Genomic DNA, 24,783 nt, shown 5'->3' on the forward strand with positions numbered 1-24,783 from the left:
TCGTATGGGACATTCACATAATCATGGTCATTCTAAAAATAAAAAGGCGTTATTAGTTGCTTTCCTATTAACGACGAGTTTTATGATTGCAGAAGTTATTGGTGGATTTGTAACGAATAGTTTAGCACTATTATCAGATGCAGGGCATATGTTAAGTGATGCAGTTTCTCTTGCTTTAAGCCTACTTGCCTTTAATCTTGGAGAAAAACAGGCAACGGTTGCAAAAACCTATGGGTATAAACGAATTGAAATGTTAGCTGCATTATGTAACGGCGTTGTCCTTATTATTATTTCAGTATACATTTTTATTGAAGCAATTCGTCGTTTTCAAGAGCCAGTTGAGATTGCTAGTAATGGCATGCTCATTATTGCTGTACTTGGCTTACTCATTAATATCACATCAGCATGGATTTTAATGCGGGACGGAGATGTGAAAGGGAATTTGAATGTAAGGAGTGCTTTTTTACACGTATTAGGTGACTTATTAGGTTCAGTAGGGGCGATTATCGCTGCGTTACTAATTAAATTTTTGGGGTGGAATGCTGCGGATCCAATTGCGAGTATTCTTGTGTCTATATTAGTTATTGTAAGTGGATGGCGTGTGACACGCGATACGGTCCATATATTGATGGAAGGTGCACCCGAGCATATTAACGTAGAAGAAGTAAAGAATACATTATTAAATATTACAATTGTAAAAGAAGTTCACGATTTACATATATGGTCTGTCACATCAGACTTTCAAGTATTAACTTGCCACCTTAGTATCGAAAAAGATACTGAGACGCAAAGAGTACTAAAAGAAGCGACGGATGTACTGAAGAAGAAGTTCCATATAGAACATGTGACGATTCAAGTGGAAGTAGAGGGTGAATTTAACCATACCGAGACAACTTGCAAAGTATGAAAGAAAAAAGATGATAAAAAGTGTCATAACAATCTTTGCGTAACATACATATATATAATGTGGCCACAAACACTTAGTAAGGTAAATATTTCATGAAATTACTTTACTTATAAAGCATCATCTTTTATAATCAAAAGTGGTAATTGATAAAGATTATCATTTTCAATGTTCGTAGGAAGGAGTTTTTTAAAAGATGAGTAGTCAACTCCGTTTTGCTGTTGAAAATCGTAAGAAGCGTTTAATTGATGAGTTAATTGGGGCAGGAGTATTTAAAATTCGTGATCGACAATTATACGAACTTTCCTTAGAAGAACTAGAAAAAGAGTACGAAGATATCGAGGAATATGCGGATATTAGGGCATAGTCATATAGAATGATAAAGAAAGAGCTGGTTACGTGAAAAAACGTAACCAGCTCTTTTATGATTTTGCAGAGATGATTTTTTGTATTTCTTTCATCGGACGAAGCCAGTTTTGAGACATTATTTTTTCAATTTGTAGTTCATCTTGTTTTTTCATCGCTTGAATAATGAGATGGTGTTCCTCAATGGATTGACATGCAGGAATAAAGTTTTGGAAAAATAAATATTCAAGTCGTAATATGTGAAGCTGCATATTTTCTAGGAAAGGTTCAATGTATGAGTTTTTAGCAATAGATACAATTGTATTATGAAATTGTATGTCTAGTTGTAAAGCTTCTTTTGAACTTTTTTCATGTATTGCATGTTGGAATGCAGTGTTTATTTCGGAAAGTCGTATAATATCAGCTTCTGTTATTTGGTAAATGGCTTGCTTTCCAATAATCGCATGAAGGCCTGCAATTGTCTCATAAATCATGGATACATCTTCTAATTTAATCGGAGCAATTTTTGTTTTTTGTCCGGGAACCATTTCGACTAGTCCGGAAAGTTCTAATATTTGAAGCGCTTCTCTTACTGGTGTTCTACTTACTCCTAAAGCTTCAGCCAATTCCCCGTCATTAATTTTTTCGTCAGGTTGTAAAACACCTTCAATAATCCAATCTTGTAGTTGATTTAAAACGAGTGATTTCGCTGAGACTCTACCTGGTTTTCTATAATTTTGAGGAACAGGCATAATGAATTCAATCCTTTCATTGTATATTTTGTTTTTTGCCATTAACGAATTTTAGCTTCGTTTTTCCTTCATCCGGTTTTTGGCTTAAAACGAGCACCATTACAATTACACAAAAAGCACCTAATAATTGAAATGGTACGTGCAAAATAAGAACAGAAGAAATAATAGCTGCGAGTGGTTCGGTACAACCAAATAGTGTTGTTTCTTTCGGAGTAAGGTATCTTATGCTATCTAAGTATAAATAAAATGCAATGAGTGTTCCGAAAATGACTACAAATCCAATGAGGGGAAGGGTACTTAGCTTTACATATTTCATAGTTGATAATAAAATGAATTCATTTGTGGAAATAAAGTGTAGAATTGTAACGCCAATACCTCCAATAATCATTCCCCATCCAACGATAACTGATGAAGACCATCTTTCTAATAATTCCTTTTAATCGATTTGAATCCATACGATGTATAATCCCCCTTCCTAAAAACTATATTGTATACAATATGCAATATAGCACAGAGTGGCGTTCGAATAAACTGAAATTTCTTATTAAAAAGAAAAAACATAAAGACAGGGAACTCTTCTTTTTGATATATGGTAAAATATTGTAAAGGAGGTATTTGAATGCTAGCGGGGTTTTTAATTTGTTTATTTGTTGGATTACTCATCATTTTTTTAGGTTATCAAATACATGTGAAAAAGAGGTTATTTCTTCTTGCAGGATATCAAGAAGAGACCTTTGTTGGAGATAAAAATAAATTAGCAAAACTATCGGGTATGTTCTCTTATTTAGTAGGAGTTGCTACTATACTATTGCCAATTGGGTTAGAAAAGATAGGTGATGTAGTTGGAATCGTATATGGGGTTTTAATTGTTTTAGGTACAATTCTGTTCCTCATAAAAGCAAATAAATTAAATAAAATTGTTCTAAAATAAATACAAAATAAAAAGACTTCATCTTTGATGAGGTCTTTTTATTTTGTATTTAGGAAGCAGTAGTAAAAGGTGGAATAGGATCAACAAATGTATTCCAGTCTTGTTGCATTTCTTCTTCTGTTAGTAGGCAAGCATCTAAAGAGCTTTCAATAGTAAGTCGATCCATTTCAATGCCAATAAACACGAGTTCAGTCATACGATCTCCGTATTTTGAATCCCAATTTTGTAATATTTCGGGTTCTTCTCTCATCATTCGCTCTTGTTCTGCTTCAGGTAAAGAGGCAATCCATTCACCAGCGCCTTGTATTGTAATAGAAGAGCCGGCTTGAGAAATAAGTCCCATCATGTGATTCCGTGATGCTAGCCAGAAAAATCCTTTTGCCCTAACGACATCTAATGGCCAATTTTGTAACCAATTCATAAGGCGTACCGGATGGAATGGGCGTTTACGACGGTATACAAAGGAACCGATGCCGTACTCTTCTGTTTCTGGTGTATGGTGTTCACTATTTAATTCCTGAATCCAACCAGCTGACTGACTAACTGTTTCATAGTCAAATAAATTCGTATTTAAAATCTCGTTTAATGGCACTTGGCTAAATGAAGAATCAATAATTTTTGCGCCAGGGTTCAACTTTTGTAATAAGCGGTGAAGTTCTTCAATATCTTCTGTTTCTAGTAAATCTATTTTATTGAGAATAATAACATTTGCAAATTCAATTTGGTCTATTAGTAAATCAATTACTTCCCGTGTATCGTTTTTATCGACAGCTTGTTTACGATCTAATAAACTTTCACCATCGGCAAAATCATCCCAAAATCTATTTGCATCAACGACTGTAATCATCGTATCGAGCCGGCAGTTCTTTGTTAAATCAATGTCAAGTGTTTCGTCAGTATACGTAAATGTTTGTGCAACTGGTATAGGTTCGCTAATACCAGAGGACTCAATGACAATATAGTCAATATCACCGTTTTCAACGAGACGATTTACTTCAATTATTAAATCTTCCCGAAGTGTACAGCAAATACAACCATTTTGAATTTCTACTAATTTTTCTTCTGTACGTGAAAAACCACCTTTTTTTATGAGAGAAGCGTCAATGTTTATTTCACTCATATCATTCACAATAACCGCTATTTTTAAATTTTCTCTATTCGTTAATATATGATGTAGTAAAGTGGTTTTTCCGGCTCCTAAAAATCCGCTTAATACAGTAATAGGTACTTTTTTCATCATGTAATCTCCCTTTTGTAAATCGTAATCGTTACGCTTTATGATAAATGACAAGAGAGAGAAATGCAAGAGTAAATCATAATGATTACGATTTATGAATAGGAATAGAGTATAAAATTGTTTTGGTAGTGTCATAGAGAGTTTGGACAAGCATATGCTTAAATATGAATAAAGTGGAGGCGAGGACGTTGGTTTTTAATAGAATTTCAAAAGAGCTAATTGGTATAGTTCTCATTGCTATTTTTCTCTTTTTATTATTTTTTGTAGATTTTACAAGCTTAGCACATTTGCACAAAAGCATTCCGAAAGAGTGGTTGAACGTAAATACAATTTTTTTAAGTATTTTCTTTGAAGCCATACCTTTTATTTTATTAGGAGTTATCGTTTCATCTATTATCCAAGTCTTTGTGACGGAAGATATGATTCGAAAAGTATTGCCGAAATCTCCTATTATAGCGGTGATACCGGCTGCATTTGTAGGCATTATTTTTCCGATGTGTGAATGTGTCATTATACCTATTGTGAGAAGGCTTATTCAAAAAGGATTACCTCTTCATGTTGGGATTGTTATTTTAGTAAGTGCGCCTATTATGAACCCAATTGTTTTTTTATCAACTTTTTATGCATTTCAGACGAATTCTACCATTGTGTATGCCCGATTTGGTATAACAATTCTTGTCGCTCTACTAATCGGATTGATTATGTATTATTGCTACCGGGGACAAAATGTTTTAAAAGATACAGAGATTCCTGTTCAAGAAGCACAAAGTAAGAGTTGGAAAGATGTTGCGAACCATACGGTTGATGAATTTTTTGATACAGGAAAATATTTATTAATCGGTGCGTGTTTAGCTAGTTTATTTCAAACATTTTTTGATCGAAATGTACTTGATACGGTAGCACATAGTGAAATGATTTCTCCGGTGATTATGATGGGATTCGGTTATGTTTTATCAATTTGCTCAGCAGCTGATGCGTTTATTGCAGCATCTTTCGGACCTGTTTTTTCGACAAAATCACTTCTCGCATTTCTCGTATTTGGTCCTATGCTTGATATTAAAAATACATTTATGTTATTTGCTTATTTTCAAAAGAAATTCGTCTTCTTTTTTATCGGAATTGTAATTTTGTCTGTGTACATTGTCGTTCAGCTCACAATGTAATGGGGAGGGAGAAAGGATGACTATCGAAAAGAAGAAGGCGTATCATCGTTATATTCGTGGCATTATTTTAATCGGTTTAGCGATGCTTTTATTTAAACTTCTCGTAACAGGAAATATCGATCACTTTATCGCTCCTAAAATGATTAAATTTACTTACGTAGCTTTCGCAATGTTTTTATTTTTAGGCTGCTTACAAGTGTGGAGCAGCAATGAAAAGAAGCAAAAGGATTGCGAATGTTGTGGACATCATAATATATCCACATCGAGGGGAAGGACTTTTCTTTTATACGCCTTATTTGTTATCCCGATTATTAGCGCCTTTTTATTTTCTAACGTAACAATTGATGGTAGTTTAGCTTCAAAAAGGGGAATGAATCAAAGTGCTCAGGCGAAAAGTATGGAAGGAAAAGCAGCACCTCAACGACAAGTGAGCTCTGATCGGCGGGAGTTATTAGTTGATCAAGAAGAAGAGCCTATTCAGAACTTACCAGCTTCAGAACAATCAGAAGAAGAGCTAGCAAAAAATATATTGGGCCAGCGGAAAATACAAGTGGAGGATAAAAATTATATCCAAACAATGAATATAATTGGTCAAGATGTCCTTGGATTTAAGGGGAAAGAAATTACATTTTCAGGGTTTATTTATAATGATAAAGAGGTGAAGGGGGATAAAGTAGTAGTTGCTCGGTATGGTATTACGTGTTGTATTGCAGATGCGTCTGTTTGGGGCTTGATTGTTTCTGGGCAAGATATAAAAAAGCTTTCAGAGGAAATGTGGGTAAAAGTAACGGGAGTACTAGATGAAACAACATATAAAGGAACATTATTTCCGCTTGTGAAAGTAAAGAAGGTGGAAAAGATTAAAAAGCCGAAAGAACCTTATGTGTATGATGCTTTGTCTCAGCAATAAGCGCAGTGTCTTCTTAATGTTTTTATAGAATAGAATCATAATCATTGCTACAAGAAAATAAAGATAAGAATAATTTAGTAAAAAATATTGTGTATAAGGAGACATGAAATGAACTGGGTTACTCATACACCTTCATTTGAATTTGATAACTTGAGCCATATTATTCGAACGAATTCTGCATGGAGTGGTCATTTGAATTTTGCTTATGATTTAGTTCGATTTCACCAGCCAGAAAAGGTAGTAGAACTAGGTACTCTTCTTGGTGCTTCGTTCTTTAGTTTTTGCCAAGGGATAAAGGACGGGGGATTGTCTGCCAAGTGTTTTGCGGTAGATACTTGGATAGGAGATGGGCATACAGGACCATATGGAGAAGGCGTTTTTCAAATCGTCAAGAAAGTAACAAACTATCACTATCCGAATATAGGAACATTAATTCGATCTACTTTTGATGATGCGGTGAGTAGATTTGAAGATGAGACGATAGACATTTTGCATATTGATGGATATCATACGTACGAAGCGGTTTCTCATGATTATGAAACATGGCTACCTAAAGTTGCCGATAATGGTATCGTTTTATTTCATGACATTGCGGTAACAACTGGTGATTTTGGTGTGTATAAGCTTTGGGATGAAGTAAAAGTACGATATCCTCATTTGCAATTTGAGCATTCCTATGGACTCGGTGTTTTATTTCCAAAAGGCTGTAGTGATAAATTTGTGGAAATACTTAATAATAAAAATGAAATACAAAATATGTATAGGTAGAAAAATCTTATGAATTAAAAAAAAGCTCTCTTTACAATGTTGAGTAAAGAAGGCTTTTTTTTTATCTTTGAATACTTTGTCATTAACGTAAGAACATTAGTGAAAGATATGTAATGATTTATAACTGTAAGAGTGTTTTTTTACAAATAAATAAAGATACAACATTTTTTATAATTTTCATTGCGAAAAGCTCAATCAACTTTTACAATAGAAAGGGTTGTGCATATATTATACTGGAAAAATAAATCGAAATAATATGAAAATTTTGTTTTGTCTTCGCTAATTGTATACAGTATACACGTAAGACGACATACATCATGTTATCGACTTGTAAGGAGAGAAGAAAATGAAAAGTGTAAGATTACCATCGATGCCAGAAATTATTATTCTTTTGTTACTATTTCTTGCTGTCGTCTTTTCCTTCCAAACGATTTTTGATCTCCCAATTCAATTAGCGCTCTTTATTTCATGGTTTTTAGTTATTGCGCTTGGATTAAGATTAGGATTTCGTTATCAAGAGTTGCAAGATGCAATTACGAAAGGAATTTCTAACGGATTAGAAGCAGTTCTTATTTTAGTTGCAGTAGGAGCTTTAATTGGAACATGGATTGCTGGTGGAGTTGTACCGACATTGATCTACTATGGATTAGAATTCATCCATCCGAGCATATTCTTATTAGCAACTTTAATTATTTGTTCAATTACTTCTATCGCAACAGGGACATCATGGGGAACAGTTGGTACAGCTGGTATTGCTATGATGGCAATTGGTGAAGGGCTTGGATTACCACTTCCACTTGTTGCTGGTGCCGTTCTTTCAGGTGCATATTTCGGAGATAAATTATCTCCACTGTCTGATAGTACAGTACTTGCTGCTTCTATGGCGAAAGTAGATGTTATTGCTCACGTTCGAGCAATGCTTGTATTAGATGTTCCAGCATACATTATTACTGGTATTATGTTTACAGTTGCTGGATGGGTGTATGGTGGAGATAATGTTGATTTGAATAAAGTAGAATTTTTAAAAGAATCTTTACTAAAGCATTTCGATATTAAAATATGGATGCTTGTTCCAGCAGTTATTGTTATTGTATTGTTAGCAATGAAGAAGCCATCAATGCCAACCATTGCAATGGGAGCGTTGCTTGGAGCGATTTGGGCAGCTCTTTTCCAAGGTATGCACTTTGGGGAGGCAATTGGAACAGCATATAACGGATTCTCGATTAAATCAGGTGTTGATTTCATTGATAAGTTATTAAACCGTGGTGGAATTAACGGTATGCTTAGTTCAGTAGCAGTTATTATTTTCGGATTAGGTTTTGGGGGATTACTTGAAAAACTAGGTGTTCTAAAAGTAATCGTTTCAAAATTTGAGAAGAAGTTAAATTCTGCAGGTAATGTAACACTTTCTACATTAATCGTTGCGTTCTTAGCAAACGTATTTGGTTGTGCGATGTATGTGTCGCTTATTTTAACGCCAAAAATTATGCAAGACAGTTATGATAAATTAAAATTAGATCGCCGCGTATTAGCTCGTAACTCAGAAGTTGGTGGAACATTGACTTCTGGTATGGTCCCATGGTCTGATAATGGTATCTTTATGGCTGGTATTTTAGGTGTATCAACACTATCATACATTCCATTTATGTGGTTAAGTTTCGTTTCATTAATTTTAGCAGTTATTTATGGATATACAGGTAAGTTCATTTGGTATGTAGATGATGTAGATAAAGGAAAGCAAGCATCATAAATAAAAAATCACCTTCTATGTATTGTAGAAGGTGATTTTTTTAGTTTGTATTATGAGTTATCGCAGTTATTTCATGCTCATATTTTGCGATTTTTCGTTGAATCTTTTTTAAGTTCTTTTCAGTATCCTGAATTTGTTGTAAGACATTTCTTTCTTATTTTTTTCATCAATTCTAATCGCTGAAAAATAGTCGTATTTCCATCCATTGACCAATCGATAAATTGTTTGATTTTTTGAATGGGTTGCGAATTAGAAATATCTACGGGAATAAAGGAAATGTTTAAAAGATTTAAAGATTGCACAGCTTGCTGACCAAGTTCTTCATTACGAGCCCCTACAAATACATGATAATTTTTTTCGGATAATTGGCGAACGATTTCATATCCAATCCCTTTATTTGCACCTGTTACGAAAGCATATTTGCTCATATTAAATTCCTCCAATTTCTATACTGTAGGTTACAATTGAAAGAATACAGCCTAAATTTAAGTTCAGGTCAAGGGGAATTGAGAAAAATTATGTATTAAATATTTATATATAAGAGTGAGAATTCTTATCATTCGGATAGAAGTCTGTTAAAATAAGAAATGTAGGTATTTTATTTTCAAGGGGATGAAAAAATGGAGTACAGAATTGAAAGAGATACATTAGGAGAAATAAAGGTTCCTGCTGATAAATTATGGGCAGCACAAACGCAGCGTAGTAAGGAAAACTTTCCAATTGGAACAGAGCATATGCCACTTGAAATTGTAAAAGCATTTGCGATTTTAAAGAAAAGTGCTGCGCTTAGTAATCAAAAATTAGGAAAGCTACCAGAAGAAAAAGCGCAAGCAATTGTGGAAGCTGCTGATGAAATTATTGCAGGACAATGGAATGAACATTTCCCACTTGTTGTATGGCAAACAGGTAGTGGTACACAATCGAATATGAATGTGAATGAAGTAATTGCAAACCGTGGGAATCAAATTTTGAAAGAGAAAGGACTTGATGTACATATTCATCCGAATGATGATGTGAACATGTCTCAAAGTTCAAATGACACATTCCCAACAGCGCTACATGTAGCGTGTGTAATTGCGGTAGAAAATCACGTATTACCAGCTATTACGAAATTAAAAGAAACTTTAGCAGAAAAAGTAACTGCTTTTGAACATATTATTAAAATTGGTCGTACGCATTTACAAGATGCAACACCTTTAACATTAGGACAAGAAATTAGTGGTTGGCACCGTATGCTTGAAAAAACAGAGCGTATGATTGCAGATAGCAATACATATATGAAAGAACTAGCAATTGGTGGTACTGCAGTTGGAACAGGAATTAATGCACACCCTAAATTTGGTGAGATGGTAGCGGAAGAAATTAGTCAATTTACAGGTAAGCAATTCGTTTCTGCACCGAATAAGTTCCATGCATTAACAAGTCATGATGAAGTTGTATTTGCACATGGAGCATTAAAAGCGTTAGCTGCTGATCTAATGAAGATTGCTAATGATGTGCGCTGGCTTGCAAGTGGCCCACGTAGTGGTCTTGGGGAAATTATTATTCCTGCAAATGAACCAGGTAGCTCTATTATGCCAGGTAAAGTAAACCCAACACAAAGTGAAGCTTTAACAATGGTTACAGCGCAAGTTATGGGAAATGACGCAACAATCGGATTTGCTGCGAGCCAAGGTAACTTTGAACTAAATGTATTTAAACCAGTTATTGCTTATAACTTCTTACAATCAGCTCATTTATTAGCGGATGCAACTGTTTCGTTCAATGATAACTGTGCAGTTGGTATTGAAGCGAATGAAGAAGTAATTAATCAAAATGTGAATCGTTCATTAATGCTTGTAACAGCGTTAAATCCACACATCGGATATGAAAATGCAGCGAAAATTGCGAAGTATGCTCATAAAGACGGATTAACTTTAAAAGAAGCAGCATTACAATCAGGATTATTAACAGAAGAACAATTTGACGAAATTGTAGATCCGAAGAAAATGATTGCTCCGAAAGAGTAATGAAAAAAGCTAAGATTCTTAGATTAGAATCTTAGCTTTTTTATCTTTCAATTCCTTGTGGAAAACTAAATACACCTAACGGATCATATTTTTTATTTATTTTCCTTAGTTTGTTTGCATGTGCTCCGTAATAAGCATTCATATAATCTTCTAAATTACTGTACGGAAAATTGATAAATGATCCTTCTGTTATCGACTCTATATAGTTAAATCGTTTTTCTAGCCATTGAACATTATCCTTTTTAAAGATAGGATCTTCCCATATCGATTGAATACCGATAATATAATGGGCATCTCGGTAATAAAAAGCAGTTTCATTTTTTTTAATGTCGTTCACTTTTCCTCCCAGCGGATAGAGGCTTATCGCTGCAAAAATGCTGCCGGTAGCTCTTTCTCCAATAAGACTAATAATTTTTTCGATTTCTTCTTCGTTATATTGTTTATGCACAAATCGGCCTGTAGATTTAAACTGTTCGGATGGTGGATACGAAGACTGTACAATGTTTACTGCTTCAAGAAAACTGACGTATTGTAAATTCATTTTCACCTCGCTTATATGGAGTAAATTTTGTAAAATGATTTTAGCTTCTTCTGGTGTACCGTAAAATAAACCTCGTCCATATATTGCTAGTCCTTCCGTAGCTGAATTATATATGCTTGCGCCGATTGTCATTTTATTATTTAAATTTGTTAACCACTTTTGCCATGTATGAAGAAATTCCTTTTGAATACCTACGGAAGTGTTAGGCCAATATAGTTCAACTAAAGTAACTTTCTCAACTTTAGGAGGGAGCTTAAAAGTGAGTGAAACGACGACGCCAAAGTTTCCGCCACCAGCGCCGCGGCATGCCCAAAATAAATCTTTATGGCATGTTTCATTTGCTATAATTATGTTACCTTTATAGTCAATCAATTCTAGTTCTAATAAACTGTCACAGCCAAGTCCGAAATATCTACTAGAGTAGCCCCAGCCACCGCCTAATGTGTATCCGCTTATCCCGACAGTAGGACACGTACCTCCAGGGAATGAATAGCCCTTTGATGAAATAAAATCATACACTTGTTTGTTTTGAGCACCTCCTTGTATTTTTAACGTATTTTTACGTTGATTAAGTTGCAAATGGTTCATTCTACTTATATCAATAACGAGGACATTGTTGCCGACAGAATAGCCTTCGTAATGATGTCCACCGGAACGGATACGAATATCTATTTTGTTTTTTCTTGCCCAAATAATTGCATTACTAACATCCCATTTTGTATAACAATAAACAATAACTAACGGGAATTTTTGAATAGAGCGATTCCATTCTTGTCTAGATTCCTCATATTCTCGTTCGTATCGTGTAATAATTTCGCCTGTTAGTCCTTCATAATTTAACTCAGACATGATAAACACCTTTCATTTATTTGGAGTAGAAACTAACTTTTTTAGAAATAGTGTATGTTCGTATCGTTTGTTTGTGATAGATAGGAGCATCTTTATGTAATGAAAAGAGGCTAACTAGAGGGTGGTTAGCCTGAAGGGAGATTAATATTGAAACGATGGTTCCGTTTGGAGATCATATCTATTTCTTATATACTCCGTCCAATTTACAAAAAACTGTCTCTATGAAACACTACTAAAAACTGAATCTATAGATTGTGTTTCGGAATTCCAATCTAAAATTAAGGTTCTGGTGCAAATATATGAAGAATGACACGGAAAATAGTAGATTCCTAACAGAATCGTATTTTATGCTATAAGTCCAAACGTTTGGTGAATGAACTCTTTTTGATTTTGGACAGACTGGTTTTCTAAATCAATCTGTCCCTTTTTTATCATATGTATGGCTTCCACACCACTCAATATAGAGATTGTTGTTTTAAATGACTTGAATCCCAACATAGAATGCACACGTTTCCTTTTTTAGAGTAATACTATCAGTATGTCCAAGTTTAGAAGATTACTTACAAGAGCTTTAGGGTTTTTGCACCAGAACCTCTCTTTGTTATGGTTGAATAGATATTTTTATAAAAGTTTATAAAATAGGTAAACGAAATGTTGAAATGTTTATTTTGTTTGTGATAAGATGATGAAGTGGAAGTAAACGATATTATAATTTGTTTGTATTTATAATAAACATTTAGGAGGATTGTTTGGTATGAGTGATATTTCAGAGAAGTTTTGGGATGCTTCAGTAGAAGAACTGAAAAAAGGATATGTATTTGAAGAGGAGACAGAAGAATACATTTGTTTAGCATGTGGGGAAACGTTTATAAAAGGTGTTATATATCAAGATCATAACGTTTTATATGAGGCGGAGAAATTTGTACAATTGCATATTGAAAATGAACATACATCTATGTTTGAGTATTTATTACATCTTGATAAAAAGTTTACAGGTTTAACGGATTTACAAAAGAAAATGGTCCAGTTCTTTTATATGGGGTTAAATGATAAAGAGATTGTGAAAGAGATGGACGGCGGTAGCACATCAACAATTCGGAATCATCGATTTACACTACGGGAGAAGATGAAGCAAGCGAAAGTATTTTTAGCGTTAATGGAATTGTCAGAAGAAAAATCGAAAGTTCAATCTAAATTTGTACCGATTCATAGAACAGCTACGATGGTGGACGATCGATACAATATTACAGAAGAAGAAAATGATGAAGTATTAAAAACGCATTTTACAGAAGGACTGGATGGACCGCTTTCAAAATTCCCGAAGAAACAAAAACGTAAATTAATTATATTGCGTCATTTAGTGAAGAAATTTGATAGTAATGAAAAGTATACAGAAAAAGAAGTTAATGAAATTTTAGCAAGTGTATATTCAGACTTTGTAACTTTAAGAAGGTATTTAATTGAATATGGTTTTCTAGATCGAACAGCTGATGGAAGTCAATATTGGGTGAAATTATAAGAAGGAAGAAAGGATAATGAATAGAAGAACATAATTAAAATAACTATACAAAGAGACAGAGAGTGAAGCAGGTGTTTATCGTATTACAAATACAAAAAGTAAAAAAGTGTACGTTGAGAGCGTTTTGAGCTGCATATTGGTCCACATACAAATAGAGTGCTGCAAGACGAATGGAAGGAATCTGGTGCGGAGTATTTTGAGTTTGAAGTGTTAGATGTTTTGAAAAAGAAAGAGACTGGGTAGTTTAATCCGAAAAAAGAATTGAAAAATTAGAAGAGAAATGGCTGGAAGAATTACAATCGTACGGAGTGCGCGGGTATAAACGGGCAAACTCTTAATAAAAGGAGAAATGAAATTTGAAACCACCTACAGATAACAATAAAGAAGGTGTAGAGTCACAGCAGTCAGAAAAGGGAAATAAACCGATGTGGAAATCAATGTCCATGTTTTTAGTTCCTTTACTTTTAAGTAATGTATTACAATCAGTTGGTCAATTATTTGGTATGGTAGTGGTAGGAAGATGGCTTGGTGTAAATGATTTAGCTGCTATTTCTGCATTCTTTCCATTATTTTTCCTACTCGTTTCATTCGTAATTGGAATTGGCTCTGGTAGTTCCATTTTAATTGGTCAGGCGTTTGGTGCTAAAAATGAAGAGCGTTTAAAAGCTATCGTTGGTACGACGCTTACGTTTACCTTTATTATTGGGGCTATTTTGGCAGTAGTAGGAAGTGTGTTTGCACTGGATATTATGCGCCTTATGGGTACGCCAGAAAATATTATTGATATAAGTGTCCATTATGCGCGTATTTTATTTATTTCTATGCCAGTTTTATTCTTATATTTTGCGTATACAACATTTATGCGAGGTACAGGAGATTCCAAAACACCATTTTACTTTTTAATCGTTAGTACAGCGCTAAATATGATATTATTACCGGTTCTTATTTTTGGCTGGTTAGGACTTCCGAAGCTAGATGTTTACGGAGCTGCGTATGCATCGGTTATATCAACAGTTATAACGTTTATTGTCATGTTAGTGTATTTGAAGAAGAAAAATCACCCATTGCAATTAGATGGGACAGTGAGAAAGTATCTTCGTATGGATTGGGAGTTATTAAAGTTATTATTACGCCTCGGTATTCCATCAAGTATTAATATGATATTAGTTTCATTATCTGAAATCGCAGTAATTGCATTTGTAAATCGTTTCGGTTCAGATGCGACTGCAGCGTATGGTGTTGTAAACCAAGTTGCAAGTTATGTACAAATGCCAGCTGTTAGCCTCGGGATTACTGTATCAATTTTTGCTGCACAATCGATTGGTGCAAATCAATTTGATCGATTACAGAAAGTTGTTAGGGCCGGAATTATCATGAATTATATCATTGGCGGTGTATTAATATCCCTTATTTATTTGTTCTCAAAAGATATCCTAGCACTATTTTTAACAAGTCAAAATACAATTGAAATTGCTCATAGTTTAGTTATGATTACATTATGGAGTTACTTAATATTCGGTCATGCACAAATTATTAGTGCGACAATGCGAGCAAGTGGAACAGTATTATGGCCGACAGTTATCGGTGTTGTATCGATTTGGCTTGTCGAAGTACCTGTTGCGTATTATCTTTCTTACCATACAAGTCTCGGTATAAAGGGGATATGGGTTGGATATCCAGCAGCATTCATTGTAAGCCTAATCTTGCAATATGCATATTATAAGCTTTCATGGCAGAAGAAACGAATTACGCGATTAGTTAGCTAAAATAACAATGGAAAAAAATGTCCCCAAGTATTCATATTTGGGGACATTTTTATTATTGATCGATTATAAATAGCTTTTTAAAGTCACATCAAAGTGTTGTCTAATGAGTTCTCTATTACTCATATAAAACTCCCAAGCTTTCTCGGGTTCACCAATAATTTCAAATGAATCTACTGTAATATATAAAGCGCAATTATCCTCTAAAGCAATGCCTTCTATATTACCTTTTTGATTTTGTAAAAATGAATGAAAGGCGTTCATTCTATCTAATTGATTGTAATGTGGGCAAAATCTTTTATTAACAATACTCCATCCGCTACTTTCAGTGTAACCGCTAGCTGCATAATTTGAACGAATACTAGTTGTAAACCAGCACATAGCGCCAGCACTATACCCCGCAATAAATGTCCCGCGTTGTAAAGCCTCTATTAATTTTTCATCTATTTTATGTTCTTTCCATTTTTCAAGCATTTGAATGTAATTTCCACCACCAAGATAGATTAAATCAGTAGAATGGAAGAATTCATCTATTTCATGTTCAGAATGTGTTTCATTTATGCTACGCAAAACTTGAACCTCACAATGCAATTGTTTTTCAAATGTTTCTAAAAATAATTCTATATAGCTTTCGTCATCATGACTTGCAGTTGGAATGAATAATACTTTCGGGTTTTGTTTGTTAGTTAGTTCTATAAGCCGTTGATTTATAGGAAGGTGATTTGGGTCTTGTAAATCACCGCCGCCAATTACAGCTAATTTCATAGTGAAGCACCACCTAATATATTTTTGTTAAGTGTAAAGTTTCGATATAGGGGAGTTTCATTCCTTCTGTAACAAAAGGTGAAAATAAAAATTATACGAAAAATCGTTTTGTCAGCAGTAACTATTGTACGGAGAGTTTTCGGGCATGACTATCTTTTTATTTTGTATTCATAGATTTTGGGACATTTTTTTCGAAAGAAAGGAATTGTTTTTCTCTCTTTACAACTATCACCCAGAGGAGTATATTAACAGTCAGAATAGCTCAATTTAGATTGGACAGCTATATAATCGCTTAATCCATTTAGGAGCGGGGGAACCAAATTTGTGCATATGTCACTAGGGGTGAATCCTTTCATAGGTAGGGCTACTCTCAAGGTCCGAATCCGACAGCTAACCTCGTCAGCGTTTTGAGAGGGGGGACTTGTGTGTATAAAAAACACTAGGTGCAACCTAGTGTTTCTTTTTATTCTCTTAATGATAAAAAAGTAAGTTGTTATTTAAAAAGAGAGGGGAAAAAGAATGAATTGGCTTACAAGTCTAATTACAATTGGTCTATTCGTGTTAATTGCAAAACTTATGGGAGATTACATATACAATGCTTTTCAAAAGCGTGATTCTTTTCAAAGAGTATATGGCCCGCTAGAAGGAGTAATATTCAAAGTAGCTGGTATTAAAGGACATAATCAAACCGGAAAACAATATATGTTTTGTTTAATCATGACAAATTTCTTTTTTATTGTAGTCGTATATTCTATATTTCGATTACAAGGAATGTTGCCGTTAAACCCTAATCATTTTGAAGGATTAGAACCTACTTTAGCATTTCATACAGCTATTACGTTTATGACAAATGCAAACTTACAACATTACGGAGGAGAAAGTAGTTTATCTTACTTTTCTCAAATGGTCGGTGTGACGTTTATGATGTTTGCAGCTCCTGCTACTTCAATGGCAGTTGGGATCACGTTTATTCGTCTATTAGCTGGAAAACGAGTTGGGAACTTTTTTGTTGATTTTGTACAATCTATTACAAGAGTATTATTACCGATTGCGTTTGTAATGTCATTGTTATTTGTATTGTTAGGGACGCCTCAAACACTTGATTCGGCAGTAACTGTGAAAACTGCGGAAGGAACAATACAGGAGATTCCCCGCGGACCAGTAGCTTCTTTATTATCTATTAAAGAATTAGGTGACAATGGAGGTGGATTTTTCGGAACCGTCTCTGCGCACCCTTTTGAAAATCCGAATATGATTAGTAACGTACTACAGATGATGTTACAAATGTTAATTCCGATGGCTTTTCCATTTGTATACGGGAGAATGGTTGGTAACCGAAAACAAGGAAGAATATTTTTCATATCCATGCTTATTCTCTTTGTTATCGGATTCGGTATTCTTGCTATGTCTGAAGTAAAGGGAAATCCATTGCTTAATCAATTTGGCCTAGAGAGTTCGCAAGGGAATATGGAAGGGAAAGAAGCTCGTCTTGGTGTTATTTCATCTGCCCTGTATGCAACAGTGACAAGCGCTTCAGGAACTGGGGGAGTAAATACCACACATGACACGTTAACACCGATTGGAGTATTGGTTCCACTTGTAAATATGCTTTTAGGTACTGTGTTTGGCGGCATTGGAGTTGGGTTTATGAACGTCATCATGTATGCGATGATTGCTGTGTTTTTAGCGGGGTTAATGGTTGGACGTACGCCAGAGTTTTTGAATAAAAAATTAGAAGGAAAAGAAATGAAGTTAATCGCGATTACGATTGTATCTCAGCCATTACTCATTCTTGGAGCAGCGGCAATTGCTTTTTCCACTCACTATGGCACAGACGCAATATCCAATCCTGGTTTTCACGGTTTAACGCAAGTGATATATGAGTATACGTCATCTGCTGTTAACAATGGATCTGGATTTGAAGGCTTAAAAGATAATACACCATTTTGGAATCTTTCAACTGGTATTGTTATGTATATTGGTAGATACTTAGGATTCATTACAATGCTGGCTGTCGCAGTTGGGCTAAAAAAGAAGAAGGTTATTCCTGAAACTGTAGGTACTTTTCAAACGGATACTCATTTATTTGGAGGAATCTTGCTTAGTACGGTATGTATAGTAGGTGCGTTAACATTTTTGCCAGTGCTCGTACTTGGGCCGATTGCTGAATTTTTAACTATCGTATAATTAACTCATCCGTATTTGTTTCTTCAAGTAAAAAACTAAATGTCGGAACATCAAGAGCTTTCGCTAACACCTTTCATGTTTATATGGAAGGATTAGCCGAACCGCGTTCAATTTGGCTTAACATGGACGGGGTAATTTCGGCCATCTTTGCTAGCTCTTTACTAGCTAAACCTTTCGCTTTTCTTTATTTTTCAATCTTTTTACCAATATCTATATTTTCCATAAGTAATTCTCCTTACTAATTAAATTAAATTAATTAAATTAAATTAAATTTAATTAACGCGAGGTTTGTTCTGTGTTAAACTATATTAAAAATTATTTAATTATAGTTCATTATATGATTTGTCACAACAATATGAGGAGATGAGATAAATGAAAGGGATAGAGGGGAAAAATCTAGAAGCATGGAAAGAGCAACTTCCATTTCTAAACAATCTTATTGCAATGGAAGAAGTATTTTGGGTGAATCCGAATATGGAAGCCTTCCAAGTGGGTATGAAAGATTCTCCACTTAATGTGGAAGATGTAAAAGACGCAGAAGAGAGATTGAAGCGTTTTGCACCGTATATTGCAAAGATCTTTCCTGAAACGAAAGGAACGAACGGTATTATAGAATCACCTTTAGTTAAAATTCCTTCGATGAAACATTCTTTAGAGAAAAAGTACAACCAATCGATATTAGGGGAATTATTATTAAAATGTGACAGTCATCTTCCAATATCCGGATCAATAAAAGCAAGAGGCGGCATTTATGAAGTATTGAAACATGCAGAAGAATTAGCTTTTAAGCATGGGATACTAACAAAAGAAGATGATTATTCCATTTTAGATAGTGATCGTTTTAGAGACTTTTTCTCAAAATATTCTATCGCGGTAGGATCAACTGGAAATTTAGGACTTAGTATCGGCATTATGAGTGCCAAGCTAGGCTTTAATGTGACAGTTCATATGTCGGCCGATGCGAAACAATGGAAAAAAGATTTACTAAGAAGTAAAAATGTGACAGTTATCGAATATGAAGCTGATTATAGTAAAGCAGTAGAAGAAGGACGTCAACAAGCAGATGCTGATCCTAGTTGTTATTTTGTTGATGATGAAAATTCACATGATTTATTTTTAGGATACGCAGTAGCAGCGTCTCGTTTGCAAAAACAATTAGAAGAGTTAGAGATTGTAGTAGATGAAGAACATCCTTTATTCGTTTATCTTCCGTGCGGAGTTGGTGGGGGCCCTGGCGGGGTAGCATTCGGCTTAAAGTTATTGTATAAAGACAACGTACACTGCTTCTTTGCGGAGCCTACTCATTCGCCATGTATGTTACTTGGTTTAATGACTGGACTTCACGATAAAATTTCCGTTCAAGAAATCGGTATTGATAATATAACAGACGCAGATGGTCTTGCGGTAGGAAGGCCTTCTGGATTTGTCGGTAAAACGATGGAACCGTTTTTGAGTGGAAATTACACAGTTAGTGATGAAGAGATGTATAGATTGTTAAAAGAGCTCGCGGACACAGAAAAGATTTACTTAGAGACTTCTGCACTAGCAGGTATGATTGGACCAATGAAATTATGTAAAGAAGGAAAAGTGTATTTACAAAAGCAACATTTAACAGAAAAAGTGAAGAGAGGTACACATATCGTGTGGGGAACTGGTGGGAGTATGGTTCCAGAAGATGTGATGAGCGGGTATTATAAAAAGGGTCTGGAATTAATGATAAAAGAAAAATGAGGCTATTCACAGCCTCATTTTTCTTTTATTTATATGGATTGTCTAAAAAGGCATGAATGAAAATAGGGACTAGTAGATTGTTATTGCTGTAAATATCATTATAAAATCTTTGTTATTTTCACACTAGTTCTTTATAGTATAGGTATAAAGGATTACTAATAAGGATTAAATACAATGAAGAGGCTTCATTTTACATATTAAGAGGGTGTGTGTATACAATGTCATTACAGTCAAAATATTTAGCCGGTATTTCACTAGGGGTTATGGGCGTAGGTTTCGCAGCGACAATCCCTTTTCAAGGAACGGTAGCAGGGGAGATTATACAAGGAGGATTTGAGGCAGGATTAGTTGGCGGACTTGCCGATTGGTTTGCGGTTACGGCTCTATTTCGTCATCCGATGGGGATCCCAATTCCGCATACGGCTTTATTGCCGAAAAACAGGAAGCGGGTAACAAAGGGGCTCGTATCTACGTTAGAAAATGAATGGCTGACGAAAGAAAGTATTACGAGTAAAGTAAAAGAAATGCAGCTAGCACAAATGGTACTGCAAGTTGCTGAGAAAGAGTTACAGTCTGACGCTGTGAAAAAAGGAATTGTAACAATTGCTGAGAAAGCAATTCTTCAAATAAATACGGAAAAGTTAGCTGTTATTATTGAAAAAGAATTAAAAACATATTTGCATACAATTCATACGAGTAATATATTGCAAGTGCTTATTGATCAATTAGTTATGCAAGAATATGATGAGAAAACACTTGATTATATGTTAATGAAAGCGAAAGAGTGGACAGCTCAAGATGAGGCTCGTTATCAGCTCGGAAGCTTAGGTATGAAAGCGATGGAAAATATAAAAGTAGATGGTTTTTTACAGTTTACGTTGAAATCGTTTATGAATATTGTAGATGAAGATAAAATTGGAGGTATTTTGCAGAAGTTTATCATTAGCAATATTAACAGCTTGCAAGATGCTGATAATAGTACGAGACAGCTTATATTAATGAAGATCCGCCAAGAGTTGATTAATGTGAAGGAAAATGAAGCTTTATTACAGGAATTAGAGAATTGGAAAGAAAAATGGATTGCGAATTGGGATGCTACTGACAAAATAAAAGAGATGCTTGAGCAAGTACAACAAAGGGCAGTTGCTTTTGTGAAAAATGAAGAATTTGCTGATAAATATGTTATTTCATTTTTAAAAACACAAATGAATAATATAAAAGAAGACGAACGGACTGTTCAAAAAATAGAAGATTGGTTACAAAAACAAGTTGTGAATCTTGTTGAAAAAAATCATTCGAAAATTGGAAAGCTTGTGCAAGAAAATTTTGATAAGCTAGATGATAAAACATTAATCGAAATGATTGAAAATAATGTCGGTAAAGATTTGCAGTGGATCCGTGTGAACGGGGCTGTTTGTGGCTTTATGATTGGATTAGTTTTAGAAGGAATAAAAGCGATTATATGAGAAAAACCTTCCACAATTGTGGAAGGTTTCTTATTTTTCGATAACACTCATATTTAAATTATAAGCTTTCTCAATATGTAATTTGTACGTCCCATTTCCTGTTTTTATCGAGTTTTTATACCAATGTTCTCGGTCGTTTAATTCTGGATTTTCTTCTGAAGAATTATTTTCTTTTTTCGTTAAATCTTCTACTTGTTCCCAAGGTGTGTTTCCGTGAGTTTCTTTTTGATTTGTTACGGCTGTTAAAGAAACATCACTTTCTTTTGCTAAATGAACAGATACGCTTGAGCTGTTTTGTACAAACCAATTATTTTGTAATTGACCTGGATAAAGAGATAGTTCGTTATTTGAAGCACGAATTTCTACATTTTTATTTTGCGGAAGAACGAGCGTTGGTTTCACCTGTGGTGCAGAGTTAAATAACGTATGCTGAACCGGTAATGATTTTAAAGTTATATACATCGTTTCTCCAGCTGTTTGAACTGAAAGGAAATCCTCTCGTTTTAAATTGAGTTTTTCATTTGCTTTCGTCGTCATTTCATATGTTCCAAAAAGATGAATTTGATTTGTATGATTTCCCTCTATCGTTAGAGGGTGATGCCCCGCATCCACTACGATTTTTTTGATAGATTCAGGTATATCAAGTTGTCCGTCTGGAATATTACTCGTTTGCCTAGTTGTGTTAATAGAATGACGAACTTCTTCTAGTAATCCAGTTGATAATAAACAGTAAAAAGCAATTCCAATGCTTCCTAAAACTCCGATAAAGAAAATACTAAAAATATCATATTTAATAAAAGGTTGATCCTTTTTAGAAAATAGAAGGTATAGTAAAATTTCAGCGCCAAGTATGATAAGTAAAACAGGCCACCATGCTGTTAATGTATCTAATGCTTGAACTCCTTTTGCGACTGAAAATAGTAAAAAGCAACCTAATAAAATAATGGAAATACCCATTGAGATGGTTCCAACGCGCCATGTTCTCATTCTTTTGTACCACCTTTGTTTTCTTTATTTCCAAGTAACAATTTAAAGCCGCCACCAATTAAGAGGAGCGCAACGATAGATGTTTGGAAATAGCGATAATATAACTCTGTAAGATGAATATTAAATATAGTAGAAACATACTCGTCTAAAATAGGAAGAAGAGTTTGATCTAATAAATAATAACCACCTAATGCAACTAAACCAATGCCGATCCATCTTTGATGATTTATAAAATAATCGATGATAGGTTCGTCATTTACGCGTTCTTTTCCGTATTTTGCTGTTTGCTGTAATGTGTCAAAAAAGCTATAAAACCAAATGATTGGTACTAAAAATAAAAACGCAGAGAGTCTTAATAAATCAAGTAAATAAATAGATAGTAAAAAGGCTGCCATAAGCTGAAGGCCACGACGTTGTAAGCCTAAATACATATGTCCTGCTCCAGGGAACATTGCTAAAATAGAAGCAAATGCTTTACTTTTCTTTCCTTGTTCTCGATGCTCTTCAAATTCTTCAAAAATAGTACGATCAACTAATTGCTCGCCACGTTCTTTTTTCTGTAGTTGTTGAACGACATCGAAGAAATTATAAATCCATAAAACAGGTAACGTAACGAGAAAGATAAGGAAACTTTCTTGAGATGTTAAGAGTGCAACGAATATAATCATACTTCCAATACCTGTGCAAGCTACTAAAAATGTAAGGCCGCGCTGCATAAGTCCTAATTGAAAATGACCAAGCCCAGGAATAATAGATAAGAGAATGATATAAAATCGTTCGCTCTCTTTAGAGGAATCTGTAAATTGTCCGGCTGCTTGTTTTTTCGATTGATTTATAATAGTGATAACTAAATCCATTAAGTTGATCACCCATAACACTGCTAGTAAAAATAGAGAAAGAAAAGCAATATTGCGCTCTCCTAATGCTATTGTACAAAATACTGCGAAGATAAATAGAAATAAAGATCCCCCGCTATATAGAATAAAACGTCCAATCTTCTTTAAATATAAATGACCAAGCCCAGGAATTAGCCCTAAAATAAGTGCTAAAAAGGGGTTTTTATTCATGCTTTGAACCTCCGTCATTTTTTGATGTGTGCATCGTTTTGTTTACAAGTTGCTGTGAGATAGAAGTCTCATTGTGTTTCGAAGATTTTTCGAAATTTGATGTCGCTGTGAAAATATAATGGAATAAACCACTTGCCATAAAAATAATTGTAGCCGCAGTCGCAATTATGTAATGAATAATCGTACGCTTTAGTTGATTTGTTTTTATATTTTCATTAGATTGTAGCGTTTCAAAATGTATTTGTGCTATAACTTCGTTCATAAATGAATCATCATTTATCATTGGAAGGTTTTCATGTTGTTCATCAATACTTTCCATATAAAGTGCTAAACAATAATCACATTCATAAAGGTGTTCTTCCATAGATTCACGTTCATTGCTTGCTATAAAATCTAATGTATAATTGCGCCAATCTTCTTTTGAATAATGCATCATAGAAACTCTTCCTCCTTCCAATGTTTTTTAATCCATTTTCTTGCCCTATACAGTTTCATTTCGACTGTTTTCACTTCGATGTTTTCCTGGAAAGCAATTTCTTGATAGCTTTTTTCCTCTAAGTAATGCGCGAGAACGACGTCACGGTAATTTTCCGGAAGTTCTCTTAGTTTTTGAGCAATCAATAATTTTTGCTCTTTCGTCAATAGTAAAGCTTCAATGTTATGAGAGGATTTTATATTTTCCTCAGTTTCTTTACATAAGGAGAGTTCTTCGTTTTCTCTAGCTTTCTTCCTCTTATAATCAATAGCGTGATTGGTAGCAATACGTGCCATCCACGTTTTTAATCCGCGAAATTGATAGTTAGGGAGAGAGGTGTGAATTTTTACGAATACTTCTTGTGTAACATCTTTAGCATCCTCTTCATGTCTTAAAATAGAAAAGATAACTTGAAAAATATAATGACGATATGTTTGTACAAGGATGCGAAAAGCATGCTCACTTCCTTGTTGTGCTTTTTCAATTAATTGTCTTTCCTCAATCGTTCTCTCCCTCCTTTTTGATGCATTCTATTATATAGACGTAAGAAAAGATAAGTCCCCCTACACATATTGTAAAAAAAGAATAATATATTTTTAGCGAAGGGGCTATATGAAAAAGGTGTGAAAAAATGGTAAGAAGAAGTATATAATGAGCAAGTAGG

Annotated in this window: 21 protein-coding genes, 5 pseudogenes and 1 riboswitch; of the genes and pseudogenes, 14 read left to right on the forward strand and 12 right to left on the reverse strand. The window is 34.4% G+C overall.

Features of this window, described 5'->3' with window-relative positions; all coding sequences use genetic code 11:
* Positions 1 to 4 precede the first annotated feature (4 nt).
* Both DJ93_RS21110 and fbpA read left to right on the forward strand, forming a co-directional pair.
* Positions 5 to 907 (forward strand): cation diffusion facilitator family transporter, encoded by a 903-nt coding sequence (locus DJ93_RS21110; RefSeq protein ID WP_042983053.1) that lies wholly within the window; start codon positions 5 to 7, stop codon positions 905 to 907.
* Positions 908 to 1,100: 193 nt separating this feature from the next.
* A complete protein-coding gene (fbpA, locus tag DJ93_RS21115) occupies positions 1,101 to 1,271 on the forward strand; it encodes a Fur-regulated basic protein FbpA (RefSeq protein WP_042983054.1) in 171 nt (56 codons plus the stop codon).
* A 55-nt stretch (positions 1,272 to 1,326) separates the two neighbouring features.
* On the opposite strand, the gene DJ93_RS21120 is transcribed toward fbpA, so the two are convergent.
* Both DJ93_RS21120 and DJ93_RS21125 read right to left on the reverse strand, forming a co-directional pair.
* Positions 1,327 to 2,001, reverse strand: coding sequence for a GntR family transcriptional regulator (locus DJ93_RS21120; protein WP_042984284.1), 675 nt, complete (start codon positions 1,999 to 2,001; stop codon positions 1,327 to 1,329).
* A 16-nt stretch (positions 2,002 to 2,017) separates the two neighbouring features.
* Positions 2,018 to 2,437: pseudogene (locus DJ93_RS21125) on the reverse strand (EamA family transporter); the annotation flags it as partial.
* Between the two features lie 183 nt (positions 2,438 to 2,620).
* On the opposite strand from DJ93_RS21125, the gene DJ93_RS21130 reads away from it, so the two are divergent.
* The gene (locus tag DJ93_RS21130; RefSeq protein WP_042983055.1) at positions 2,621 to 2,932 is read left to right on the forward strand and encodes a DUF3784 domain-containing protein; all 312 of its coding nucleotides are present in this window, start codon (positions 2,621 to 2,623) and stop codon (positions 2,930 to 2,932) included.
* 49 nt (positions 2,933 to 2,981) lie between these two features.
* Here the strand turns inward: DJ93_RS21130 and DJ93_RS21135 are convergent, their stop codons facing one another.
* Positions 2,982 to 4,169 (reverse strand): GTP-binding protein, encoded by a 1,188-nt coding sequence (locus DJ93_RS21135; RefSeq protein ID WP_042983056.1) that lies wholly within the window; start codon positions 4,167 to 4,169, stop codon positions 2,982 to 2,984.
* Positions 4,170 to 4,342: 173 nt separating this feature from the next.
* Between DJ93_RS21135 and DJ93_RS21140 the strand changes: the two genes are divergently transcribed.
* The 4 genes from DJ93_RS21140 (at position 4,343) to nhaC (ending at position 8,760) form a co-directional block, all read left to right on the forward strand.
* Entirely contained in the window at positions 4,343 to 5,332 is a 990-nt protein-coding gene (locus DJ93_RS21140; protein ID WP_042984285.1) for a permease, read from the forward strand.
* Between the two features lie 16 nt (positions 5,333 to 5,348).
* Complete coding sequence (locus tag DJ93_RS21145; protein WP_042983058.1) at positions 5,349 to 6,242, forward strand: TIGR03943 family putative permease subunit; 894 nt, start codon at positions 5,349 to 5,351, stop codon at positions 6,240 to 6,242.
* 108 nt (positions 6,243 to 6,350) lie between these two features.
* Entirely contained in the window at positions 6,351 to 7,010 is a 660-nt protein-coding gene (locus tag DJ93_RS21150) for a class I SAM-dependent methyltransferase (RefSeq protein WP_042983059.1), read from the forward strand.
* A gap of 346 nt (positions 7,011 to 7,356) precedes the next feature.
* On the forward strand, positions 7,357 to 8,760 hold the full coding sequence (gene nhaC / locus DJ93_RS21155) for a Na+/H+ antiporter NhaC (RefSeq protein ID WP_042983060.1): 1,404 nt from the start codon (positions 7,357 to 7,359) through the stop codon (positions 8,758 to 8,760).
* 40 nt (positions 8,761 to 8,800) lie between these two features.
* On the opposite strand, the pseudogene DJ93_RS34860 reads toward nhaC, so the two are convergent.
* Positions 8,801 to 9,188, reverse strand: a pseudogene (locus tag DJ93_RS34860) (SDR family NAD(P)-dependent oxidoreductase).
* 192 nt (positions 9,189 to 9,380) lie between these two features.
* On the opposite strand from DJ93_RS34860, the gene fumC reads away from it, so the two are divergent.
* Positions 9,381 to 10,769 (forward strand): class II fumarate hydratase, encoded by a 1,389-nt coding sequence (gene fumC / locus DJ93_RS21165; RefSeq protein ID WP_042983062.1) that lies wholly within the window; start codon positions 9,381 to 9,383, stop codon positions 10,767 to 10,769.
* A gap of 40 nt (positions 10,770 to 10,809) precedes the next feature.
* Here fumC and DJ93_RS21170 read toward each other — a convergent pair whose 3' ends face one another.
* Positions 10,810 to 12,159, reverse strand: a complete 1,350-nt coding sequence (locus DJ93_RS21170) for an FAD-binding oxidoreductase (protein ID WP_042983063.1) — start codon at positions 12,157 to 12,159, stop codon at positions 10,810 to 10,812.
* Between the two features lie 345 nt (positions 12,160 to 12,504).
* Positions 12,505 to 12,675: pseudogene (locus DJ93_RS30985) on the reverse strand (IS6 family transposase); the annotation flags it as partial.
* Positions 12,676 to 12,913: 238 nt separating this feature from the next.
* Here DJ93_RS30985 and DJ93_RS21180 point away from each other — a divergent pair.
* The 3 genes and pseudogenes from DJ93_RS21180 (at position 12,914) to DJ93_RS21185 (ending at position 15,444) form a co-directional block, all read left to right on the forward strand.
* Entirely contained in the window at positions 12,914 to 13,678 is a 765-nt protein-coding gene (locus DJ93_RS21180; protein ID WP_042983064.1) for a DUF2087 domain-containing protein, read from the forward strand.
* Between the two features lie 46 nt (positions 13,679 to 13,724).
* A pseudogene (locus DJ93_RS33850) lies at positions 13,725 to 14,016 on the forward strand (GIY-YIG nuclease family protein); the annotation flags it as partial.
* A gap of 18 nt (positions 14,017 to 14,034) precedes the next feature.
* Positions 14,035 to 15,444, forward strand: a complete 1,410-nt coding sequence (locus DJ93_RS21185; RefSeq protein ID WP_042983065.1) for an MATE family efflux transporter — start codon at positions 14,035 to 14,037, stop codon at positions 15,442 to 15,444.
* Positions 15,445 to 15,507: 63 nt separating this feature from the next.
* Here the strand turns inward: DJ93_RS21185 and DJ93_RS21190 are convergent, their stop codons facing one another.
* Positions 15,508 to 16,206, reverse strand: a complete 699-nt coding sequence (locus tag DJ93_RS21190) for a peptidase E (protein WP_042983066.1) — start codon at positions 16,204 to 16,206, stop codon at positions 15,508 to 15,510.
* Positions 16,207 to 16,485: 279 nt separating this feature from the next.
* Positions 16,486 to 16,627, forward strand: a riboswitch (cyclic di-AMP (ydaO/yuaA leader).
* 98 nt (positions 16,628 to 16,725) lie between these two features.
* Between DJ93_RS21190 and kdpA the strand changes: the two genes are divergently transcribed.
* Complete coding sequence (gene kdpA / locus DJ93_RS21195) at positions 16,726 to 18,393, forward strand: potassium-transporting ATPase subunit KdpA (protein ID WP_042983067.1); 1,668 nt, start codon at positions 16,726 to 16,728, stop codon at positions 18,391 to 18,393.
* Here the strand turns inward: kdpA and DJ93_RS21200 are convergent.
* Positions 18,386 to 18,616: pseudogene (locus DJ93_RS21200) on the reverse strand (helix-turn-helix domain-containing protein); the annotation flags it as partial. The gene kdpA and the pseudogene DJ93_RS21200 overlap by 8 nt on opposite strands.
* A gap of 149 nt (positions 18,617 to 18,765) precedes the next feature.
* On the opposite strand from DJ93_RS21200, the gene DJ93_RS21205 reads away from it, so the two are divergent.
* Together DJ93_RS21205 and DJ93_RS21210 are read left to right on the forward strand one after the other, a co-directional pair.
* On the forward strand, positions 18,766 to 20,124 hold the full coding sequence (locus DJ93_RS21205) for a D-serine ammonia-lyase (protein WP_042983069.1): 1,359 nt from the start codon (positions 18,766 to 18,768) through the stop codon (positions 20,122 to 20,124).
* A gap of 218 nt (positions 20,125 to 20,342) precedes the next feature.
* Positions 20,343 to 21,590 carry a DUF445 domain-containing protein gene (locus DJ93_RS21210; protein ID WP_042983070.1) on the forward strand — a complete coding sequence of 416 codons (1,248 nt, stop codon included), beginning with the start codon at positions 20,343 to 20,345 and terminating at the stop codon, positions 21,588 to 21,590.
* A 30-nt stretch (positions 21,591 to 21,620) separates the two neighbouring features.
* On the opposite strand, the gene exsE is transcribed toward DJ93_RS21210, so the two are convergent.
* Genes exsE through DJ93_RS21230 form a run of 4 tightly spaced genes read right to left on the reverse strand, consistent with a single transcriptional unit; the run spans position 21,621 to position 24,622 of the window.
* Positions 21,621 to 22,577 carry an exosporium protein ExsE gene (gene exsE / locus DJ93_RS21215; RefSeq protein WP_042983071.1) on the reverse strand — a complete coding sequence of 319 codons (957 nt, stop codon included), beginning with the start codon at positions 22,575 to 22,577 and terminating at the stop codon, positions 21,621 to 21,623.
* The gene (locus DJ93_RS21220) at positions 22,574 to 23,644 is read right to left on the reverse strand and encodes a hypothetical protein (RefSeq protein WP_042983072.1); all 1,071 of its coding nucleotides are present in this window, start codon (positions 23,642 to 23,644) and stop codon (positions 22,574 to 22,576) included. The genes exsE and DJ93_RS21220 overlap by 4 nt, the downstream gene beginning before the upstream one ends.
* Complete coding sequence (locus DJ93_RS21225) at positions 23,637 to 24,080, reverse strand: hypothetical protein (protein ID WP_042983073.1); 444 nt, start codon at positions 24,078 to 24,080, stop codon at positions 23,637 to 23,639. The genes DJ93_RS21220 and DJ93_RS21225 overlap by 8 nt, the downstream gene beginning before the upstream one ends.
* Positions 24,077 to 24,622: an RNA polymerase sigma factor gene (locus DJ93_RS21230; RefSeq protein ID WP_310593245.1), complete on the reverse strand. Its 546-nt coding sequence runs from the start codon at positions 24,620 to 24,622 to the stop codon at positions 24,077 to 24,079. The genes DJ93_RS21225 and DJ93_RS21230 overlap by 4 nt, the downstream gene beginning before the upstream one ends.
* Positions 24,623 to 24,783 lie beyond the last annotated feature (161 nt).

This window comes from Bacillus clarus (genome assembly GCF_000746925.1).
Classification (GTDB): Bacteria; Bacillota; Bacilli; order Bacillales; family Bacillaceae_G; genus Bacillus_A; species Bacillus_A clarus.

Bases quoted from the DNA above. Each gene is read 5' to 3' on its own strand.
- DJ93_RS21210 (WP_042983070.1), top strand. From the start codon at position 20,343: ATGTCATTACAGTCAAAATATTTAGCCGGTATTTCACTAGGGGTTATG.
- DJ93_RS21220 (WP_042983072.1), bottom strand. From the start codon at position 23,644: ATGAATAAAAACCCCTTTTTAGCACTTATTTTAGGGCTAATTCCTGGG.
- DJ93_RS21180 (WP_042983064.1), top strand. From the start codon at position 12,914: ATGAGTGATATTTCAGAGAAGTTTTGGGATGCTTCAGTAGAAGAACTG.
- DJ93_RS21225 (WP_042983073.1), bottom strand. From the start codon at position 24,080: ATGATGCATTATTCAAAAGAAGATTGGCGCAATTATACATTAGATTTT.
- DJ93_RS21205 (WP_042983069.1), top strand. From the start codon at position 18,766: ATGAAAGGGATAGAGGGGAAAAATCTAGAAGCATGGAAAGAGCAACTT.
- kdpA (WP_042983067.1), top strand. From the start codon at position 16,726: ATGAATTGGCTTACAAGTCTAATTACAATTGGTCTATTCGTGTTAATT.
- DJ93_RS21150 (WP_042983059.1), top strand. From the start codon at position 6,351: ATGAACTGGGTTACTCATACACCTTCATTTGAATTTGATAACTTGAGC.
- DJ93_RS21120 (WP_042984284.1), bottom strand. From the start codon at position 2,001: ATGCCTGTTCCTCAAAATTATAGAAAACCAGGTAGAGTCTCAGCGAAA.
- DJ93_RS21145 (WP_042983058.1), top strand. From the start codon at position 5,349: ATGACTATCGAAAAGAAGAAGGCGTATCATCGTTATATTCGTGGCATT.
- fumC (WP_042983062.1), top strand. From the start codon at position 9,381: ATGGAGTACAGAATTGAAAGAGATACATTAGGAGAAATAAAGGTTCCT.
- fbpA (WP_042983054.1), top strand. From the start codon at position 1,101: ATGAGTAGTCAACTCCGTTTTGCTGTTGAAAATCGTAAGAAGCGTTTA.
- DJ93_RS21110 (WP_042983053.1), top strand. From the start codon at position 5: ATGGGACATTCACATAATCATGGTCATTCTAAAAATAAAAAGGCGTTA.
- DJ93_RS21130 (WP_042983055.1), top strand. From the start codon at position 2,621: ATGCTAGCGGGGTTTTTAATTTGTTTATTTGTTGGATTACTCATCATT.
- DJ93_RS21190 (WP_042983066.1), bottom strand. From the start codon at position 16,206: ATGAAATTAGCTGTAATTGGCGGCGGTGATTTACAAGACCCAAATCAC.
- DJ93_RS21170 (WP_042983063.1), bottom strand. From the start codon at position 12,159: ATGTCTGAGTTAAATTATGAAGGACTAACAGGCGAAATTATTACACGA.
- exsE (WP_042983071.1), bottom strand. From the start codon at position 22,577: ATGAGAACATGGCGCGTTGGAACCATCTCAATGGGTATTTCCATTATT.
- nhaC (WP_042983060.1), top strand. From the start codon at position 7,357: ATGAAAAGTGTAAGATTACCATCGATGCCAGAAATTATTATTCTTTTG.
- DJ93_RS21135 (WP_042983056.1), bottom strand. From the start codon at position 4,169: ATGAAAAAAGTACCTATTACTGTATTAAGCGGATTTTTAGGAGCCGGA.